The organism is Variovorax paradoxus, from assembly GCF_000834655.1.
In the GTDB taxonomy this organism is placed as follows: domain Bacteria; phylum Pseudomonadota; class Gammaproteobacteria; order Burkholderiales; family Burkholderiaceae_C; genus Variovorax; species Variovorax paradoxus_F.
The window spans coordinates 1-17,215 of the sequence record NZ_JXQQ01000030.1; the positions used below are offsets into that span (position 1 = coordinate 1).

The following is a 17,215-nucleotide window of genomic DNA, read 5'->3' on the forward strand; positions in this document are numbered from 1 at the left end:
CACCCCACCCCTTCCCCAGCGGGAGAAGGAGAAAGACATCGGGAACATTCGCGAGCGACGCGATTGCATTGCTCCTTCCCCCTCTGGGGGAAGGCTGGGATGGGGGCAGGCAGAGCGCTCGATGGATACGCCGCTTGCCCCCACCCCGGCCCTTCCCCAAAGGGCGAGGGAGAAAAGCGGGATCGCAGTCATGCGGCCGCGGTGTCGTACGGCGCCGTCGGCTTCTCGCCCGCCAGCACCTGCAGCAGGTTGGTCGTTGCCAGTTCGGCCATCGCGTGCCGCGTCTCGTGCGTGGCCGAGCCGATGTGCGGCAGCGGCGTCACGCGCGGGTGCGTGCGCAGCGGCGAATCGGCGGGCAGCGGCTCCTTGGCGAACACGTCGAGGCCGGCGGCGCGCAGCGTGCCGTGGTCCAGCGCCTGCAGCAACGCTTCTTCGTTCACCGTGGCGCCGCGGCCGCCGTTGATGAACGATGCGCCCGGCTTCATGCGTGCGAAGAAAGCGGCATCGATCATGCCGCGCGTGGCATCGGTCAGCGGCAGCATCGCGAGCACGATGTCGGCGCGCGCGAGCAGGTCATCGAGCGGGGTGTGCGTGGCGCGACCTTGCAGTTCGGGCGCCTGCGTAGCCAGGTCCACCGGGCGGCGTGAGTGATAGAGCACCGGCATGCCGAAGCCCAGCGCCGCGCGCCGTGCCACGGCCTGGCCGATGCGGCCGAAGCCGAGGATGCCGAGCGTCTTGCCATGCACGTCGGTGCCGAAAAGTTCTTCGCCGATGTTCTTGGTCCAGCTGCCTTCGCGCACGAGGTTCGAGAGCTCGACCACGCGGCGCTGCGTGGCCATGAGGATCGCGAACACCGTGTCGGCCACCGTCTCTGTGAGCACGTCGGGCGTGTGGCACAACACGATGCCGCGCTTGTGCAGCTCGACCAGCGGGTAGTTGTCGACGCCGACCGACACGCTCGAAATCACCTGGAGTCGTGGCGCTGCATCGAGCAGCGCGGCATCGACCGGGTGGCTCGAACCAATCAGGCCGTTCGCGGTGGCGAGCGCGGCGGCGAAGGCCTCGGGCTCCTTGCGCGGATCGGCAACGGTCACGTGATGGGCCGCTTGCAGGCGCGCCAGTTGGTCTTCGGGCAGGGGCCGGAAAACGAGCACGTTCTTTTTCGTCATGTCAGAGACCCGCTTCCTCGAGTTGCGCGCGTGTCGGCAGGCCTTCGGTGTCGCCCAGCACCTGTACCGCGCGGGCGCCGATCCAGGCACCGCGGCGCACGGCCTCGGGAACGCTCCTGCCTTCGAGCAGCGCGCTCACCACGCCGGCCGCGAAGCCGTCGCCGGCGCCCACGGTGTCGATCACTTCCTTCACCGGAAAGCCATCGACGCGGCCGGTGCCGGCCACGTCGCTGTCGTAGTAGGCGCCCTCGGCGCCGAGCTTGACGACCACCAGCTTCGCACCGCGTTCGCGGTAGAAGCGCGCCACGGCCTCTGGCTCGCTGTGGCCGGTGAGGAGCAGGCCTTCTTCGATGCCGGGCAGCACCCAGTCGGCGCGCGAGGCGAGTTCGTTGACCCAGTGGCGCATCGTCTCGGTCGAAGACCACAGCGTTGGGCGCAGGTTGGTGTCGAACGAGATCGTGCGGCCGGCCGCGCGCATCACGTCCATGGTCTTGAGCGCGGCCTGCAGGCTGGTCTCCGAGATCGCAGCGAACACGCCCGTGGCGTGCAGGTGGCGCGCCGAGCGCAGCCATGCTTCATCGACATCGGCCGGGCCCATCTGGCTCGCGGCCGAGCCCTTGCGGTGGTATTCGACCGGCGGGTCGCTGCCGTCGGTGACGCGGCCCTTGAACTGGAAGCCGGTGCGCTGCGTCGGATCGCAGATGACGTGCGAGCAGTCGATGCCCTCGCCCTTCATCGTCGCGAGCAGTGCGCGCCCCATCGAGTCGGTGCCCAGGCGGCTGGCCCAGCCCACCTTCAGGCCCAGGCGCGAGAGGCCGATGGCCACGTTGGTTTCGGCGCCCGCGGTGCGCTTGTGGAACGCCTCAGCGTTCTCCAGCGGCCCGGGGCGGTCCGCCACGAGCAGCAGCATGGCCTCCCCGAACAGGGCGACATCGAAAGCGGTGGGTTCTGGCATGTGTGGTTCTACGCCCGTGCGGCGCGGATGAATTCGATCTGCGTGCGGGTGACGGCCAGCAGGTCGTCGCCCACCAGGGGGTATTCGATGGCGTGGGGCACGTCGGCGGGCAAGGCGCGAAGGACCGCACGCCAAGGCGCAACAGAATCGCCGAGCGGCACCGCCACCCATTTGTGCGGCAGGCGCTGCGCGCCCTTGCAGTGCACGTAGCGCACGCGATGGCCGAGCGCCTGCGCCGCCTGCAGCGGGCATTCGCCGAGCCAGTGCCAGTTGCCCATGTCGAAGGTCATGCCGAGCGACACGCCGGCGCGGTCGGCCGCATCGAAGAAGGCCTGCAACGCGGGCAGCGTGCCGGCGCGCACGGTCTGGTCGTTCTCGATCAGCAACTCGACGCGGGTCTCGGCGAGCTCCACTTTCAAGCCCCAGAGCGAGCCGTGCGAAGACGCCTGGAAATCGCCGATGGACATCTTCAGGCGCTTGGCCCCGACGCGCGTGGCGGCGGCGATGCCGCGCTTGAGCGCCGCGCTGTCGAGCCAGCCGCCTTGGGCCCACAAGCCTTCGGGACTCGAATAGACAGAAGCAAGACCATGGAGCGCAGGCAGCTCGGCCTCCGCATCGCGCAGCATCTCGCCGCGCACTTCCACCGAATCGGCACCCGCAGTGCTTGCAAGCTGCGAGCACCAGAGCTGGCCGTGCCGACCCACCTCGGCCGCGCCGAAGGACGACAGAGAAATCAGGACCTCGAAGGACATCAGTGGGCCTGGTGGGAGCTGAGGATCTGGCCGAGGAACTGGCGCGTGCGCTCGTCCTTCGGGTTGCCGAAGAATTCCTCGGGCGGTGCCTGCTCGACGATCTTGCCTTCGGCCATGAAGATGACGCGGTCGGCCACGCTGCGGGCAAAGCCCATCTCGTGCGTCACGCACAGCATGGTCATGCCGTCTTCGGCCAGGCCGATCATGGTGTCGAGCACTTCCTTGACCATCTCGGGGTCGAGCGCCGAGGTGGGCTCGTCGAACAGCATGATCTTGGGCGACATGCAGAGGGCCCGCGCAATCGCCACGCGCTGCTGCTGGCCGCCCGAGAGCTGGCTCGGGTACTTCTTCGCCTGCTCGGGAATGCGCACGCGGGTGAGGTACTTCATCGCCACCTCCTCGGCCTGCGCTTTCGTCATACCGCGCGAGCGCATCGGCGCGAGCGTGCAGTTCTCCAGGATGGTGAGGTGCGGGAACAGGTTGAACTGCTGGAACACCATGCCGACCTCGGCACGCACCGCGTCCACGTTCTTGCCGCCCGCGGTGAGGTCGATGCCATCGACCACGATGCGGCCCTTCTGCACCGTCTCCAGCCGGTTGATGCAGCGGATGAGCGTCGATTTGCCCGAGCCCGAGGGCCCGCAGATCACGATGCGCTCGCCCTGGCGCACCGACAGGTCGATGCCGGTCAACACCTGGAATTCACCGTACCACTTGTTGACCGCTTCCATGCGGATGATCGATTCCGTCGTCATGCTCGTTGTTCCGATACTCACTGTGGGGCGCGCTGCGCCTTCTCGAGGAACACCGCGGAACCGGCTTTGCCGGGCCGCAGGTGTTGCCCCCTGCAAGGGGGTTGGCGCGCGCGACACGAAGTGCGCGAAGCCTGGGGGTTAGCCCATTACTGCATCTTCGGCAGGTCAGCCTGCAGCCACTTTTGATACAGCTTGTTCAGCTCGCCGTTGGCGGTGTTCTTCTGAACGAATTCGTTCACTGCCTTGGTCAGCTCTTCCTGGCCGGGGCGCATCGCGATGCCCATCGACTGCTGCACCAGCGTGAACTTGTTTTCGTAGGTGCCGGCGGGCACGCGCTTGGCGATCTGCGCGGCGACGGTGACCGAGCAGCCGATCGCATCGACCTGGCCCGAGATCAGCGCCTGCATGGCCGAGGCGTCGTCGTCGAAGCGGCGGATCTCGGTGCCTTCGGGCGCGGCCTTGGTCACGGCCACGTCTTGCGTCGAGGCGCGGGCCACGCCCACGCGCAGGCCCTTCAGGTCGGTCGCTGCCTTGATGGGGGTCTTGGTCGCGCCGTACAGCACGATGGTCGCGGCCGCGTAGGGCTGCGAGAACTGCACCTGCTTGGCGCGCTCGGGCGTCACGGCCAGCGAGGCGACCAGGAGGTCGACCTTGTTGGTCAGGAGGAAGGGAATGCGGTTCGGGCCGGTCACCGGCACGATGTTGGCCTTCACGCCCCAGTCCTTGGCCAGGAGCTTGGCCACGTCGGCGTCGTAGCCGTCGGGCTGGTTCTTGGCATCGGTGGTGCCGTAGGGCGGAAAGTCGACCAGCATGCCGATGGTGATCTCGCCCTTCTTCTTGATGTCGGCCACGCTTTGCGCCGAAGCGAAAGGCGCGAACACGGTGAGGGCGGCGCCGAGGCCGAGAGCTGCGAGCGCTGCGCGGCGGGTAGAGGTGCGGGTCATGGGATGTGTCTCCTGGATAAAGAAAGGAAGCGACGAGAAAAACGAAGGACGAAAGATCCGGTCAACGCGCGAGAGCACGAGCGCGCTTGCGCTCCATGCGCGCGGCCAGCAAAGACAGCGGCCAGCAGATCACGAAATAGATGGCCGCCACCACCGAGAACACGATGAGCGGCTGGAAGGTGGCGTTGTTCACGATCTGTCCGGCGCGCGTTATTTCCACGAAGCCGATGATGGCCGCGAGCGAGGTGCCCTTGATGATCTGCACCAGGTAGCCCACCGTGGGCGCGAGCGCGATCTTGAAGGCCTGCGGCAGCACCACGTCGCGCATGCGGGCGCCGTACTTCAGGCTCAGCGCCTCGGCCGCTTCCCATTGGCCGCGCGGGATGGCTTCGATGCAGCCGCGCCAGATCTCGCCGAGGAAGGCCGCGCTGTTGAGGATGAGCGCCACGCCGGCCGCCACCCACGGGTTGATGTCCAGCCCGAGCACCGGTGCGCCGAAGAACACGAGGAACAGCTGCAGCAGCAGCGGCGTGCCCTGGAAGATCTGGATGAAGGTGGTCGATATGCCGCGCGCCCACCCCGATTCCGAGGTGCGCATGAGCGCGATGATCAGGCCAAGGATCGCGCCGCCGACGAACGCGATGGCCGACAGCGCCAGCGTCCACTTGGCCGCTTCGAGGATGAAAAGGAATTCGGGAAAGCCGAAGGTACGCATGATGTTTTCTTCCGTCCGTCGTCGCTTACCGGCGGTCCGGATAGTTGAGCGTGCGCTTGTAGATCAGCTTGAACATCGCCGAGAAGGCCAGCGCCAGCGCCAGGTAGATGGCGGCCACCACGATGTAGATCTCGAAGCTGCGGAAGGTCTGCGACTGCAGGTTGGCGGCCACCGAGGTCAGGTCGTCGGCCGAGATGACCGAGACGACCGCCGAGCTCAGCATCAGGAGGATGAACTGGCTCGTGAGCGCCGGGTAGATGGCCTTGAGCGCGGGCTTGATGATGACGAAGCGGAAGATCTCCCAGGGCTTGAGGTTCAGCGCCCTGCCCGCTTCGATCTGCCCCTTGGGAATCGACTCGATGCCCGCGCGGATGATCTCGGTGGCATACGCGCCCAGGTTCACGACCATCGCCACCAGCGCGGCTGTCTGCGGCGACCAGCGCAGGCCGATGGCCGGCAGCGCGAAGAAGAAAAAGAACAGCTGCACGAGAAACGGCGTGTTGCGGATCACCTCGATGTACGCGTTGACGATGAAGCGCAGCCACCCCGGCCCCGAGGTCTTGCCCCAGGCGCAGAAGATCGCGACCACGAGGCCCAGCACCGTCGCGATGAGCGAGAGCTGGATCGTGATCCAGGTGCCCTTGAGCAAGAGCGGCCAGGCAGCGAAAACGGCGTCGAATTGAAACTGGTAGTTCATGGTTCGGCTTGCACGGCAGGGCCGTGCGCAGGCCTCCAAAAGAATGCTTGCAGCTTATATGAAACCGGTTTCAGACCGGACTAGGGATTCCCCTAGGTGGGCGTTTTGACCTACCTTCTGCCTACACTGGCGCGATGCTGAACCCACTCGCGGCCACCCTGCCCACAGAGGCGAATGCGCCTTCATCGGGAGCTCCCGGCGCCCCCGTCGTCCAGCATTTCAGGCAGGCCTTGCTCTGGCCCCTGCGCCTGATGCCCTCGCCCGATGCGAAGTACGCGCACCACGGCCCCTGGCAGGTGCTGCGCGACATGGGCGATGCGTCGCCCTGGCGCGAAGAGGTCGACGAATACACCGGCGACAGCAGCCGCTTCCACGAGCGGCACTACAACGAGTTCGTGAGTTTCCTGCCTTATGTGCAGCGCTTCCTGTACGGCGAAGGGCGCTCGCGCGGCAAGGGCGACGACTCGGCTTCCGGCAAGGATGGCGATTCGCCGATGCGCATCTTCCGCCGCCACGACATCGCCGCCGTGCGGTTGGTGTCCAGGCCCGGCGATGCACCGATCACGCTCGACGTGGTGCACTGCGACCTCTACTTCTTCTTCGACATCGACGTGGTGCTGCTGAACCTGGAGGTCGGCGCGAACCACCTGGGCCTCGCGCAGGCGCAGGACATCCTCTACCGCTTCGGGCGCGCCTATCCCTCGGGCTGGGAGCCCGACGGCTCGGCGCTGCATTGCATGGCGAGCGTCGAATGGCTGGGCGCCGACGGCCGCGTGCTCGCGAGTTCCGACGCGCAGCAGCGCGAGAGCTTTCTCTCGCACGTGGCGCAGCACCGCGCGCCGCGCATCTCCTCGCATTGGGCCTACCTGATGCAGCCGCTGGTGAGCGACCATTCGGAAGACCCCGGCGCATTGCGCTACCGCCAGATCGAGTACTACCGCATGCCGGTGATGGCGTACCTATCGATGGACGATCCGCGACGCCTCACGCGCGACGACTTCGTGCGCCTCGCGCTGGTGACCGGCGCGGGTACCACCGACGCCCACCTGCCCTACGCCGACCACCACCTGGCTGACTTCGAGCACAAGTACTGCTACGACCGCTTCTGGGTCGACGCGGGTGCCGCGCCCAACACGCGGTACCTGTGCAACGGCCACGCGCTCGTCGTGGTGGGCGATGCGCGTTCCGAATTCTTCTGCTGCCGCGACCGCGGCGTGCTCGCGCAGTTCAGGCACCAGCACTTCCTGCTGTTTCTCATCGCGCATTTCCAGAAGGCGTCGCTCCTGATGTTCTCGGACCAGCTGGTCGAGGCGCTCAAGAAGCTGGACATCCGCAGCACGCCGAGCGTGAAGCAGTTCAAGCGCGCGATCCGTTCGAGCTTCGAGCGGTTCCTGCGCTTCACGCATCGCTACTGGTTCCACGAGATCTCCGAGCAGGCGCAGGTGCGTGCGCTCTCGCACATGTGCGCCGCGCACCTCGGTCTCGATCCGCTCTACGACGAAGTGAAGTCGCGCATCGCCGACATGAACACCTACCTCGATGCCGACAGCCTGCGCCGGCAGGCGAGCACCGTGGTGCGGCTCACGGTGGTCACGCTGTTCGGGTTGATCGGCACCATCACCACCGGCTTTCTCGGCATGAACCTGCTGGCCGAAGCCGACGCGCCGCTGTGGCGCAAGGCGATCTGGTTCGGCGTGGTGTTCGCCTTCACGACGTGGCTCACGATCTACACCATGGTGAAGTCGCAGCGGCTGTCGGACTTCATCGACGCGCTGTCGAACGACCGGCTGGGGTTTCGCGGCAAGCTGGCGGCGCTGGCGCGGGTGTGGCGCCCGGGCGCGGATTAGAGTCGGCCGATGCGCATCGCCATCGTCTCCGACATTCACGGAAATCTCCCCGCCCTGGAAGCCGTGGTCGAGGACATCGAACGCCGCGGCGTCGATGCCACCGTCAACCTGGGCGACAGCCTCTCGGGTCCCTTGATGCCGCTGGAGACCGCGCGGTTCCTGATGGCGCAGGACTGGGTACAGCTCGCCGGCAACCATGAACGCCAGTTGCTCACCGTGCCCGCAGACAAGCGCGGTGCGTCCGATGCATTCGCGCATGCGCGGCTCGGTGCGAAGGAGTTCGCGTGGATCGCATCGCTCGCGCACACGCACCGCTTCAGCCCCGAGGTGCTGCTGTGCCATGGCACGCCGGCGAGCGATCTCGAATACTTCCTGGAGACCGTGGACCCCGACGACCTTCGCGCTGCAACCCAGGCGGAGATCGATACGCGGCTCGGCGATGTCGATGCGGCGCTGGTCGCCTGCGGGCACACGCATGTGCCGCGCGTGGCGCGTGCATCGGGCGGGCCGCTGATCGTCAATCCGGGCAGCGTCGGCCTGCCGGCCTACGACGACATTCATCCGTACCCGCACGCCGTCGAAACCGGCTCGCCCCATGCGCGCTACGCCATCGTCGAGCAGCGCGACAGCGGCTGGAGCGCCAGGCTGGTGGCCGTGCCTTACGACCACACTTCGATGGCGACGCTCGCGCTGGAGAACGGACGGCCGGACTGGGCCCATGCGCTGGCCACCGGGCGCATGCCCTGAGGATCAATCGCCGAACGCGATCCGTGCGCTGTCGATGGCGCTGATGCGCACGCAGAAGCTCGTGATGCCCGACAGCGTCGCGTTGTGGTGCGCGCGGATGAAGGCGCCCGTGGCATGCGGCTTGTCGTGCGAGGTGTGCGCGTCGGCTGCGAGCACCACCTCGTAGCCGAGCGCTGCGGCGCGGCGAGTGGTGGTGTCCACGCAGAACTCCGACGAGTAGCCGCAGACCACCACGCGCCGCACGCCCTGCCCCACGAGCCACGCTTCGAGCGGCGTGCGCAGGAAGGAATCGGGCGTGGTCTTGCGGATCTTCGTGTCGGCCGCATCGACGCCCAGCGCATCGGCGAGCTGCCAGCGTTCGGAATCGAATTCGAGGTCGACCTCGTACTCGTGTTGGATGAAGGCCACCGGCACGCCGGTCGCGCGGGCGCGCCCGGTGAGCGCGTTGATGCGCTGGACGACGTCCTGCGCCTCGTGCGGGCGCGGCGGATCGTCGCAAAGGCCGCGCTGCACGTCGATGACAAGGACTGCAGTTTTCATGGTGCTAGAAGGCAAGGCCCTTGACCGACCACAGGATGGCGCCGGACAAGAGGGTCGAGATGAGTGCGACGACCGCGCTGGCACCGAACGAGGTGCCGATGCCGATCTGGAAGCCCAGCGTGTAGGCCACGAACAGCCCCACCATCACCGCGATGGCGGGCAGCCCGTCGACGTGGTGAACAGCGGGACCGCTGGAAAAACTCACGAATGCCAGCATAGCCAGCGCCACGAGCAGCGAGGCGTAGAACACCGACTTGAACGACTCGCCCAGCGTCGGCGACACGCCCGACACCACCTGCGCAGAGATCTTCACCACCACCGTCACGAACAGCACCAGCGCACAGACCGCGATCGTGAGCTTGAGCGGCGCCATGAAGGCGAAGAAGATGAAGGCGCCGATGAACAGGAGGTAATGCATGCGAGGTGCGATTGTGGGGCCTTCAGCACCTGTGGGCCACGCGCACGAACTGCGGCCTCAACGCCAGGCGCTCACCTCCAGCCGCACCTTGCCGGCGATGCCGGGCGCGGCCGGCGCGGCGCCCAGGCTGGAGAGCGGCACGATGAACTGCTGCTTGCCGCCGGCCAGTTGCTTCGGGCTCATCGGCAGCGACGCCTGCCCTGCGGTGTCGGTCTGCCAGCCGTACTTGACGTTCCAGTTCTGCGCCGCGTCGTCCGGCCTGGGCGGCTCGATCTCGATGACGAGCGTGTCGCGAAAGAGCGAACTGCCTTCGTAGTGCCCGTCGAGCCAGAACTTCTTGTTCACCTGGTAGTCGGGCACGCGCACGCCCAGCGTCATGGCGTAGGCGAGCGTCCGGCGGTCCTGGTTGACGCGGGCCTTGTTCGCAAGGAACACGGTCGAGAGATAGATCGAGCGGCGCTCGGGCTTGTTCGGATCGGTCAGCTCCTTGTGCGTGCGGCACGCGGGCGAGTCTTCCTCGGCCACGCGGCGGCTCAGGTACCAGCGCTTGCCGCGCGGTGCGGCCAGGAGCTCGACCTGGTAGAGCGCATCGACGTCGGCGTCCTTGGGAAGATCTGGCGGCAGCGTCACGCCCTCGACGTCGAACCAGAGGTCGACCCGCACGTCCCCAAAGAGAAAGCGCACGAGGTTTTGATAGGCCTCCTCGGAATTGACGATGCCGAAGTAGCCCGAGTGCGAGCGGAAGGCGTAGGCGGTGGCCACGGGCTGCGTCTTCCTGTTCGCATCGATGGACCAGAGCGAGGCGTTCTCGATGCGCACCAGCCCGTCGCTGCCGTGGCCCGCGAACATGCGCGAGAGCCCCTTGGCGGTTTCGTAGTCGCCGCGGTTGGAGCCGACCATGCAGAAGAAGCGATCGGCCGGAAAGGCCGTGGCCGGCAGGTAGTCCATGCGGCCGTCGACGGCGGGCGTCGCGAGGAACTCGGACATCTTCTCGCGGTTGAAGGTGTTCATCTCGTTGGCCGTGAGCCAGGCCGGGATGTTGACGCCGCCCATGTCGATGCCGTTGTGCGGCGTGGCATAGGTGAACACCTTGTCGACGCAGGCCCGCGCGGCGGCGTCGCCCAGCGCCGGGTTCTGCAGGAAGGCGCGCACCACCAGCCCGCCCATCGAATGCGCCACCAGATAGCAGCGGAAGCCGGGGGCGGCAGCCGCCCCTTCGCGCTGCGCCACGAGGTCCCGCACCCGCAGGATCAGCTTGCTCAGCCCCTGCGCATAGAACTTGATGTTGCGCGCCTCGCCGTCGCCCAGGAGCTCCGAGCCGGTGTCGTAGTAGCGGTAGATGATGACCGAGGCGGAAGGGATGCCGTCCACGTCCTTGCCGGTCTCGTCGGGCGAGGGCTTCCAGTCGTCGTCCAGGATGTCTAGACCGTTCTGGTAGACGCTCTGGTACTGGAAGTCGGCCAGGAGGCGCACCACCGGCGACTCGAAGACGAACTTCTGCGCGGGCGCGTCTTTCTTGACGGTGGCGCGGTAGACGGTGGAGCCGATGTTGAAGCCGCAGAACGGGTCGGCCGCGGTCTCGTTGCGCTCGGATTCGGTCATGGCATAACCACGCACGTAGATGATGGGATAGCGGTTGCCGCTCATGTGTATCGCCTTCTCCTGGCCCATGAAGGGCCCGAGTGTGCCGGGGCGTCGCGCGGCGTGCCATAGAGCGCATGGCATAGGGACGAGGCCGGGCGCCCGGGGCGGAAATTCCCCTGCGCATCGAATGTTTCTGCGGCTGAAACCATTGAAACATGCGCCCGGGATAGTCTCGCGCCTCCATACAAACACACGTCCAGAGGTTCTTCCCATGGCTGACGATTCGGCTTCGCAGGGGTCCTACCTGCCCCAACTCCTGCGTCGGGGCACGGCGCTCGCCGCGGCCGGCTGCGCCTTCGTCGCGGGCTGCAGCGCCGCCGGCGGCGGTGAGACCCGCTACGAGAACTCGCCGCAGTTCCGGGACGGCGTCTTCCAGAACATGCCCAACCCCGACGAGAAGCCCTCGGCCAGCGCCTGGCGCATCTGGTCGCGCTTCATCGTCGGCAGCAAGGTCGACACGGTGCCGGTCGATGCGATTCCGGTGCGCGAGATCAGCGCCAAGGACCTGGATGCGCTCGACGCCAAGGCCAACCACGTGGTGCGCCTGGGCCACTCGTCGCACCTGCTCAAGCTGCGCGGCAAGTACTGGCTGATCGACCCAGTGTTCAGCGAGCGCGCATCGCCCGTGCAGTGGGCCGGGCCGAAGCGCTTTCACAAGCCGCCGCTCACGCTGGAGCAACTGCCGCCCATCGAGGGCGTGATCCTCTCGCACGACCACTACGACCACCTGGACGTCGCGACCATCGAATACCTCGCCAAGAGCGTCAAGCGCTACTTCGTGCCGCTGGGCGTGCGCTCACGGCTGGTGGTGATGGGCGTGCCGGCAGAACGCGTGAGCGAGCTGGACTGGTGGCAGGACGCCGAGCACGACGGCGTGAAGCTCACCGCCACGCCGGCCCAGCATTTCTCTGGCCGCACGCTCTCGGACCGCGGCCGCACGCTGTGGGCCTCATGGGTGGTGCAGAGCGGCGAGCAGCGCATCTTCTACAGCGGCGACTCGGGCTACTTCCAGGGCTTCAAGCAGATCGGCGAGCGCTTCGGCGGCTTCGACCTGGCGCTCATGGAAAACGGCGCCTACGACGCCTACTGGCCCGGCGTGCACATGACGCCCGAGCAGAGCGTGCAGGCCTTCGAGGACCTGCGCGGCAAGGTGTTCTTCTCGGTGCACAACAGCACCTTCGACCTCTCGTTCCACACCTGGCACGACCCGCTGGACCGCATCGCGAGCCTCACGGAAGCCAGGAAGATCGAACTGGCGACCCCGGTGATCGGGGAGGTGGTGACGGTGGGGCAGGCGCGCACCAACACGCGGTGGTGGCAGGGGCTGCGCTAGCCCCGGCCTCTGCTGCCCTACTTGCCGCCTTCGCGGCGCTCGCGCGCCCGGCGCACCTGCCGGGTCTCGATGGCCTGCGCCGCAAGGCGGTCCTTCTCGCGCCGCCTGGCGGCGCGCTTCATCCGGAAATGCCGGCCCACCAGGAAGCTGCCGAGGCCGGTCACCACCGCGATGAACAAGCCGATGACGCTGATGTCGATGCCGCCCATCACAGCACCCGCACGATGCTGGCCGGCTTGAAGCCCAGGTCGGCCGCCTTGCCCTTGCGCGCACGGGTGCCGCGCGCGTTGTTGAGGGTGCGGATCTCCAGCGTCTCGTCGCGCTCCTTGCCGCCGCGGCCGATGCCTTCGATCTTCACGCTGCGCGTGTAGGCCGCGGCACCCGCGAGGGTGTCCTTGGGCTCCAGGTCGATCAGCGTGAGGCCGCGGCCGCCCTTGGGCAGGCTCTTGAGCTCGGCGATCTCGAAGGTCAGGATGCGGCCGCCGGTCGAGGCGCAGGCCACGTGCGTGGCCGCGGGCATCGGCTCGGCGCCGCTCGCGCCGCCCACCAGCGACGGGCGGCAGAGCTGTTCGCCCTCGCCCACGTCGATGAAGGCCTTGCCGCCACGCTGGCGCGACATCATGTTCTCGACCGTCGCGATGAAACCGTAGCCGCCGGTGTTGGCCAGCAGCACGCTCGCGCCCACGGGGCCCGCGAAGAAGTGCGTGACGTGCGTGCCGGCATCGAGCTCGATGAGGGTGGTGACCGGCTGCCCGTCGCCGCGCGCGCCCGGCAGCGAGGCCACGGGCACGGTGTAGACGCGCACCGACTTGTCCTTGGCGGAGCCGAAGACCAGCAGCGTGTCGACGCTGCGGCACTCGAAGGCGCCGTAGAGCGAATCGCCCGACTTGAAGCTGTACTCGGGCGTCGACGAACCGTTGTTTCCGTTCGCCGCCTTCTCGCTCGCCCAGCCCTTCTGCGCGCGCACCCAGCCCTTCTGAGACACGATCACGGTGACGGGCTCGTCGACCACCTTCACTTCGGCCACGGCGCGCTTCTCGGCCTGGATCAGCGTGCGGCGCGGGTCTTCGAAGGTCTTGGCGTCGGCCTCGATTTCCTTGATCAGCAGGCGGCGCAGCGTGGCCGGGCTGCCGAGGATGTCTTCGAGCTTTTTCTGCTCTTCGCGCAGGCCCTTGAGTTCCTGCTCGATCTTGATGGCTTCGAGCCGCGCGAGTTGGCGCAGGCGAATTTCAAGAATGTCTTCGGCCTGCCGTTCGCTGAGGTTGAAGCGCGCGATGAGCGCCGCCTTCGGGTCTTCCGCCGCGCGGATGATCGCGATCACCTCGTCGATGTTCAGCAGCACCAGCTGCCGGCCCTCGAGGATGTGGATGCGCTCGAGCACCTTGTTCAGGCGGTGCCGCGAGCGCTTCTCGACGGTGATCTCGCGGAACGCGATCCACTCGTTGAGCATCTGCCGCAGGGACTTCTGCGTGGGCTTGCCGTCGATGCCCACCATCGTGAGGTTGATCGACGACGAGGTCTCCAGCGAGGTCTGCGCGAGCAGCGTGGTGATGAACTCTTCCTGGCTGATGCGCGAGGTCTTGGGCTCGAACACCAGGCGCACGGCGGCGTCCTTGCTCGATTCGTCGCGCACCACGTCCAGCACCGACAGCATCGCGGCCTTCAGCTGCGTCTGGTCGGCCGAGAGCGCCTTCTTGCCGGCCTTGACCTTCGGGTTGGTGATTTCCTCGATCTCCTCGAGCACCTTCTGCGTGCTCACCCCGGGCGGCAGTTCGTTGACCACGAGCTGCCACTGGCCGCGCGCGAGGTCTTCGATCTTCCAGCGCGCGCGCACCTTGAGCGAGCCGCGGCCGGTGCGGTAGGCATCGGCGATGTCGCCCGGGCCGCTGATGATCTGCGCGCCACCGGGGTAGTCGGGGCCGGGCACGATGGCGAAGAGCTCTTCTTCGCTCAGCTTGCCGTTCGACTTGATCAGCGCGACGCAGGCGTCTGCAATCTCGCGCAGGTTGTGGCTCGGGATTTCGGTGGCCAGGCCCACGGCGATGCCGCTCGCGCCGTTGAGCAGCGTGAAGGGCAGCCGCGCGGGCAGGAGGCGCGGCTCTTCGGTGCTGCCGTCGTAGTTGGGAATGAAGTCGACCGTGCCTTCGTCGATCTCGTCGAGCAGGAGGCTGGTGATGCGCGCCAGGCGCGCCTCGGTGTAGCGCATGGCCGCAGCGCCGTCGCCGTCGCGGCTGCCGAAGTTGCCCTGGCCGTCGACCAGCGGATAGCGCTGCGAGAAGTCTTGCGCCATGCGCACCAGCGCGTCGTAGGCGGCCTGGTCGCTGTGCGGGTGAAAGCGGCCGAGCACGTCGCCGACCACGCGCGCGCTCTTGACGGGCTTGGCGCCCACGGTGCCGTTGGTGCCGCCGAAGCCCAGGCCCATGCGCGACATCGAATAAAGGATGCGCCGCTGCACCGGCTTCTGCCCGTCGGACACATCGGGCAGCGCGCGGCCCTTGACCACGCTCAGGGCGTATTCGAGGTAGGCGGTCTGTGCGTAGTCGGCCAGCGTGAGGGTGGTGTCGCCGTCGGTGGGACCTGCGAGATCGAGCGGGGGTTGGGAGTCGTCCATGAAGAAGAGAGAAAGAAAAGCAGTTGCTGCAGGCTGCGCGCTTCGTTCGCGCTCAGCCCAGTGTGAAAGCCTCGTGCACCGCGGACTGCACGGCACCGCCGAGCACCGCGCCGCCGCCGGCCACATAGATGAAATCGCCGATCATCGCGGCGCCGACGGCATGGCGCGGCGTGGTCATCGGGGCATGGCGCTGCCAGGTGTCGTCCACGGGATCGTAGCTTTCCATCTGGCCGAACACCTTGGCCTGCCGCGGCACGCCGCCCACCAGGAAGCCGCCCTCCCCGCCCATGGCGAAGAAGCGGCCCCGGTACACCACGAGGCCGTGGCCCGAGCGCGCCGTGGGCAAGGGCGCGCGCAGCTCCCAGGTGTCGCGCGTGGGCAGGTAGACGTGGTGCAGGTCGGTGTTGTATTCGAAGGTGTTGAAGCGCCCGCCGATCACGTGGATCTGGTTGCCGTGCGAGACGCAGCCCACGTGGTCGCGCGCGCCGGGCAGCGGCTTGCGGCTCGTCCAGCGGTCGGCCTTCGGGTCGTAGACCTCGTGCCAGCCGACGCTCGCGCGCTCGGCGGCGGGCTCCGACGCGCCGCCGATCAGGTGCAGCGCCCCGCCGAGCATCACGGCCGCTGCCGCACCGCGCGGACGGGGCAGCGGAGCGATCGCGCTCCAGCGGTTGGCGGCGATGTCGTAGACGTAGGCGTTGGTGTCCGAGCGGCGGTTCTGCTCGACGAAGCCGCCGAGCGCATAGACGCGGCCGTCTTCGGCCGTCACCGCGACGTGGTTGGCGCCGCGCGGCAGCGGCGCGCCGTCGAGCCAGCGGTCTGCCTTCGGGTCGTAGATGTGGTGGTAGTCGCGGTTGACCGCGCCTTCGCCGTAGCCGCCGACCACGTGCATCCGGCCCATGGCGGCCGTCGCCCAGGCCATTTCGCTGCGCGGGATCGGCAAGGCCGCGCGCGCCGTCCAGCGGCCTTGCGGGCCGGCCGGCGCAGGGCTGTCTGTGACGCGTTGCGATTCCTGCTCGGGCGTCATGTGGTGCGGCACGCCGCCCTGCAGGCGCGCGTAGGGTTCCTTGGACGAAGGCGCCGCCGGCAGCGTGTCGTGCGTGGCCGCATGCTGGGCGCGCGCGGCACCGCCCACCGCGCAGGCGGCGGTCGCAAGAACGAAGCTTCGGCGGTGCATGGCGGACTCCTCTTCAGGACACGGGCGGCTCGACCGCGCCGGCCGGCACCTGCGGTTGCTCTGGAATGTCGGGCATGGCCGGCATGCCGCCGGGCGAATCGGGCGGCATGTTGCCACGGCCCAGCGCCCCGCCCTTGGGCACCACCAGCTCCATGCGGATGCGGCCCGGCGTCTTGCCGCCGCGCGCGCCACCGCCGCCACCCGTCGCCACCGAGGGCTTGAGGTAGGCGTACAGCTGCAGCACGGTCTGCACGTAGTTCTGCGTTTCCTTGTAGTTCGGGATCTTGTTGCCCGCGCGCTGCACAGCACCCTCGCCCGCGTTGTAGGCGGCCAGCGCCAGTTCGATCTGGCCCGGGAACATCGCGATCAGGTCGCGCAGGTAGCGGGAACCCGCAGCGATGTTGATGCGCGGATCGAACAGCTTCTTCTCGATGGTCGTGCGCTTGTCCGCCGCAACGCCGTAGCGCTGCGCGGTCGCGGGCATGAGCTGCATGAGGCCCATTGCGCCCTTGGGCGAGACCGCCTGCGCATCGAAACCCGATTCGGTGGCGATCAGCGCCTGCAGGAGTTCGTAGTCGATCGAATGCTTGTTCGACGCATCGCGCAGCGCCGACTTGGCGGTCTTGTAGCTGGGCGAGGCTTCGAACAGCGCAAGCAGGGTCTGCGAGGCGGGCGGCACCTTGCCGTCGAGCTTGCGCCCGTTGCGACCGAGCGGGGAGATGCCCTGCGACGTGTCGAAACTCTGGCCGCCGCGAAAGAAGATCTGGTAGCGCTCGTCGATCTTCTCGGAGGCGAAGTGCGCGACGCCCTTGCTGTCTATGTAGCCGTAGATGTCAGCGGCGTGCGCGAGCCCCTGCTGCAAGCACAGCAGCAGGGCCAACAGCAACGCACGCATGAGATCTGGGAGGGTCACT

General features: G+C 67.7%; 17 protein-coding genes. 3 read left to right on the forward strand and 14 right to left on the reverse strand.

Annotation, left to right across the window (positions count from 1 at the left end; all coding sequences use genetic code 11):
* Nucleotides 1-188: 188 nt before the first annotated feature.
* From RT97_RS14215 to RT97_RS14245, 7 genes are all read right to left on the reverse strand, one after another.
* Entirely contained in the window at nucleotides 189-1,169 is a 981-nt protein-coding gene (locus RT97_RS14215) for a 2-hydroxyacid dehydrogenase (RefSeq protein ID WP_042579445.1), read from the reverse strand.
* A 1-nt stretch (nucleotide 1,170) separates the two neighbouring features.
* Nucleotides 1,171-2,124 (reverse strand): sugar kinase, encoded by a 954-nt coding sequence (locus tag RT97_RS14220; RefSeq protein WP_042579446.1) that lies wholly within the window; start codon nucleotides 2,122-2,124, stop codon nucleotides 1,171-1,173.
* A gap of 8 nt (nucleotides 2,125-2,132) precedes the next feature.
* Nucleotides 2,133-2,876: a sugar phosphate isomerase/epimerase family protein gene (locus RT97_RS14225; protein ID WP_042579447.1), complete on the reverse strand. Its 744-nt coding sequence runs from the start codon at nucleotides 2,874-2,876 to the stop codon at nucleotides 2,133-2,135.
* Complete coding sequence (locus tag RT97_RS14230) at nucleotides 2,876-3,631, reverse strand: amino acid ABC transporter ATP-binding protein (protein WP_042579448.1); 756 nt, start codon at nucleotides 3,629-3,631, stop codon at nucleotides 2,876-2,878. Before RT97_RS14230 ends, RT97_RS14225 begins: the two co-directional genes overlap by 1 nt.
* A 146-nt stretch (nucleotides 3,632-3,777) precedes the next feature.
* Entirely contained in the window at nucleotides 3,778-4,575 is a 798-nt protein-coding gene (locus RT97_RS14235; protein WP_013540638.1) for a transporter substrate-binding domain-containing protein, read from the reverse strand.
* A gap of 61 nt (nucleotides 4,576-4,636) precedes the next feature.
* Nucleotides 4,637-5,290 carry an amino acid ABC transporter permease gene (locus RT97_RS14240; RefSeq protein WP_042579449.1) on the reverse strand — a complete coding sequence of 218 codons (654 nt, stop codon included), beginning with the start codon at nucleotides 5,288-5,290 and terminating at the stop codon, nucleotides 4,637-4,639.
* Nucleotides 5,291-5,315: 25 nt separating this feature from the next.
* A complete protein-coding gene (locus RT97_RS14245) occupies nucleotides 5,316-5,987 on the reverse strand; it encodes an amino acid ABC transporter permease (RefSeq protein WP_042579450.1) in 672 nt (223 codons plus the stop codon).
* A gap of 134 nt (nucleotides 5,988-6,121) precedes the next feature.
* Here RT97_RS14245 and RT97_RS14250 point away from each other — a divergent pair, with 134 nt between their 5' ends.
* A complete protein-coding gene (locus RT97_RS14250; RefSeq protein ID WP_216595171.1) occupies nucleotides 6,122-7,834 on the forward strand; it encodes a CorA family divalent cation transporter in 1,713 nt (570 codons plus the stop codon).
* A gap of 9 nt (nucleotides 7,835-7,843) precedes the next feature.
* The gene (locus RT97_RS14255; RefSeq protein ID WP_042579451.1) at nucleotides 7,844-8,581 is read left to right on the forward strand and encodes a metallophosphoesterase family protein; all 738 of its coding nucleotides are present in this window, start codon (nucleotides 7,844-7,846) and stop codon (nucleotides 8,579-8,581) included.
* A 3-nt stretch (nucleotides 8,582-8,584) separates the two neighbouring features.
* On the opposite strand, the gene RT97_RS14260 is transcribed toward RT97_RS14255, so the two are convergent.
* Genes RT97_RS14260 through RT97_RS14270 form a run of 3 tightly spaced genes read right to left on the reverse strand, consistent with a single transcriptional unit; the run spans nucleotide 8,585 to nucleotide 11,186 of the window.
* Nucleotides 8,585-9,121: an isochorismatase family protein gene (locus tag RT97_RS14260; RefSeq protein WP_042579452.1), complete on the reverse strand. Its 537-nt coding sequence runs from the start codon at nucleotides 9,119-9,121 to the stop codon at nucleotides 8,585-8,587.
* Between the two features lie 4 nt (nucleotides 9,122-9,125).
* The gene (locus RT97_RS14265; protein WP_042579453.1) at nucleotides 9,126-9,539 is read right to left on the reverse strand and encodes a hypothetical protein; all 414 of its coding nucleotides are present in this window, start codon (nucleotides 9,537-9,539) and stop codon (nucleotides 9,126-9,128) included.
* A gap of 57 nt (nucleotides 9,540-9,596) precedes the next feature.
* A complete protein-coding gene (locus RT97_RS14270) occupies nucleotides 9,597-11,186 on the reverse strand; it encodes an esterase/lipase family protein (protein WP_042579454.1) in 1,590 nt (529 codons plus the stop codon).
* Between the two features lie 208 nt (nucleotides 11,187-11,394).
* Between RT97_RS14270 and RT97_RS14275 the strand changes: the two genes are divergently transcribed.
* On the forward strand, nucleotides 11,395-12,516 hold the full coding sequence (locus RT97_RS14275) for an MBL fold metallo-hydrolase (protein ID WP_042579455.1): 1,122 nt from the start codon (nucleotides 11,395-11,397) through the stop codon (nucleotides 12,514-12,516).
* Nucleotides 12,517-12,533: 17 nt separating this feature from the next.
* Here the strand turns inward: RT97_RS14275 and RT97_RS14280 are convergent, their stop codons facing one another.
* Genes RT97_RS14280 through RT97_RS14295 form a run of 4 tightly spaced genes read right to left on the reverse strand, consistent with a single transcriptional unit; the run spans nucleotide 12,534 to nucleotide 17,196 of the window.
* Nucleotides 12,534-12,725 (reverse strand): hypothetical protein, encoded by a 192-nt coding sequence (locus RT97_RS14280; RefSeq protein WP_042579456.1) that lies wholly within the window; start codon nucleotides 12,723-12,725, stop codon nucleotides 12,534-12,536.
* Nucleotides 12,725-15,127 (reverse strand): DNA topoisomerase IV subunit A, encoded by a 2,403-nt coding sequence (gene parC / locus RT97_RS14285; RefSeq protein ID WP_042579457.1) that lies wholly within the window; start codon nucleotides 15,125-15,127, stop codon nucleotides 12,725-12,727. The genes RT97_RS14280 and parC overlap by 1 nt, the downstream gene beginning before the upstream one ends.
* A 52-nt stretch (nucleotides 15,128-15,179) precedes the next feature.
* Nucleotides 15,180-16,301 carry a Kelch repeat-containing protein gene (locus RT97_RS14290; RefSeq protein ID WP_042579458.1) on the reverse strand — a complete coding sequence of 374 codons (1,122 nt, stop codon included), beginning with the start codon at nucleotides 16,299-16,301 and terminating at the stop codon, nucleotides 15,180-15,182.
* Nucleotides 16,302-16,314: 13 nt separating this feature from the next.
* Complete coding sequence (locus RT97_RS14295; protein ID WP_042579459.1) at nucleotides 16,315-17,196, reverse strand: lytic transglycosylase domain-containing protein; 882 nt, start codon at nucleotides 17,194-17,196, stop codon at nucleotides 16,315-16,317.
* Between the last annotated feature and the right edge of the window lie 19 nt (nucleotides 17,197-17,215).

Coding starts and splice junctions, on each gene's coding strand:
- RT97_RS14230 (WP_042579448.1), bottom strand. CDS start 3,631: ATGACGACGGAATCGATCATCCGCATGGAAGCGGTCAACAAGTGGTAC.
- RT97_RS14240 (WP_042579449.1), bottom strand. CDS start 5,290: ATGCGTACCTTCGGCTTTCCCGAATTCCTTTTCATCCTCGAAGCGGCC.
- parC (WP_042579457.1), bottom strand. CDS start 15,127: ATGGACGACTCCCAACCCCCGCTCGATCTCGCAGGTCCCACCGACGGC.
- RT97_RS14295 (WP_042579459.1), bottom strand. CDS start 17,196: ATGCGTGCGTTGCTGTTGGCCCTGCTGCTGTGCTTGCAGCAGGGGCTC.
- RT97_RS14275 (WP_042579455.1), top strand. CDS start 11,395: ATGGCTGACGATTCGGCTTCGCAGGGGTCCTACCTGCCCCAACTCCTG.
- RT97_RS14250 (WP_216595171.1), top strand. CDS start 6,122: ATGCTGAACCCACTCGCGGCCACCCTGCCCACAGAGGCGAATGCGCCT.
- RT97_RS14235 (WP_013540638.1), bottom strand. CDS start 4,575: ATGACCCGCACCTCTACCCGCCGCGCAGCGCTCGCAGCTCTCGGCCTC.
- RT97_RS14260 (WP_042579452.1), bottom strand. CDS start 9,121: ATGAAAACTGCAGTCCTTGTCATCGACGTGCAGCGCGGCCTTTGCGAC.
- RT97_RS14220 (WP_042579446.1), bottom strand. CDS start 2,124: ATGCCAGAACCCACCGCTTTCGATGTCGCCCTGTTCGGGGAGGCCATG.
- RT97_RS14290 (WP_042579458.1), bottom strand. CDS start 16,301: ATGCACCGCCGAAGCTTCGTTCTTGCGACCGCCGCCTGCGCGGTGGGC.
- RT97_RS14215 (WP_042579445.1), bottom strand. CDS start 1,169: ATGACGAAAAAGAACGTGCTCGTTTTCCGGCCCCTGCCCGAAGACCAA.
- RT97_RS14270 (WP_042579454.1), bottom strand. CDS start 11,186: ATGAGCGGCAACCGCTATCCCATCATCTACGTGCGTGGTTATGCCATG.
- RT97_RS14225 (WP_042579447.1), bottom strand. CDS start 2,876: ATGTCCTTCGAGGTCCTGATTTCTCTGTCGTCCTTCGGCGCGGCCGAG.
- RT97_RS14245 (WP_042579450.1), bottom strand. CDS start 5,987: ATGAACTACCAGTTTCAATTCGACGCCGTTTTCGCTGCCTGGCCGCTC.
- RT97_RS14265 (WP_042579453.1), bottom strand. CDS start 9,539: ATGCATTACCTCCTGTTCATCGGCGCCTTCATCTTCTTCGCCTTCATG.
- RT97_RS14255 (WP_042579451.1), top strand. CDS start 7,844: ATGCGCATCGCCATCGTCTCCGACATTCACGGAAATCTCCCCGCCCTG.
- RT97_RS14280 (WP_042579456.1), bottom strand. CDS start 12,725: ATGGGCGGCATCGACATCAGCGTCATCGGCTTGTTCATCGCGGTGGTG.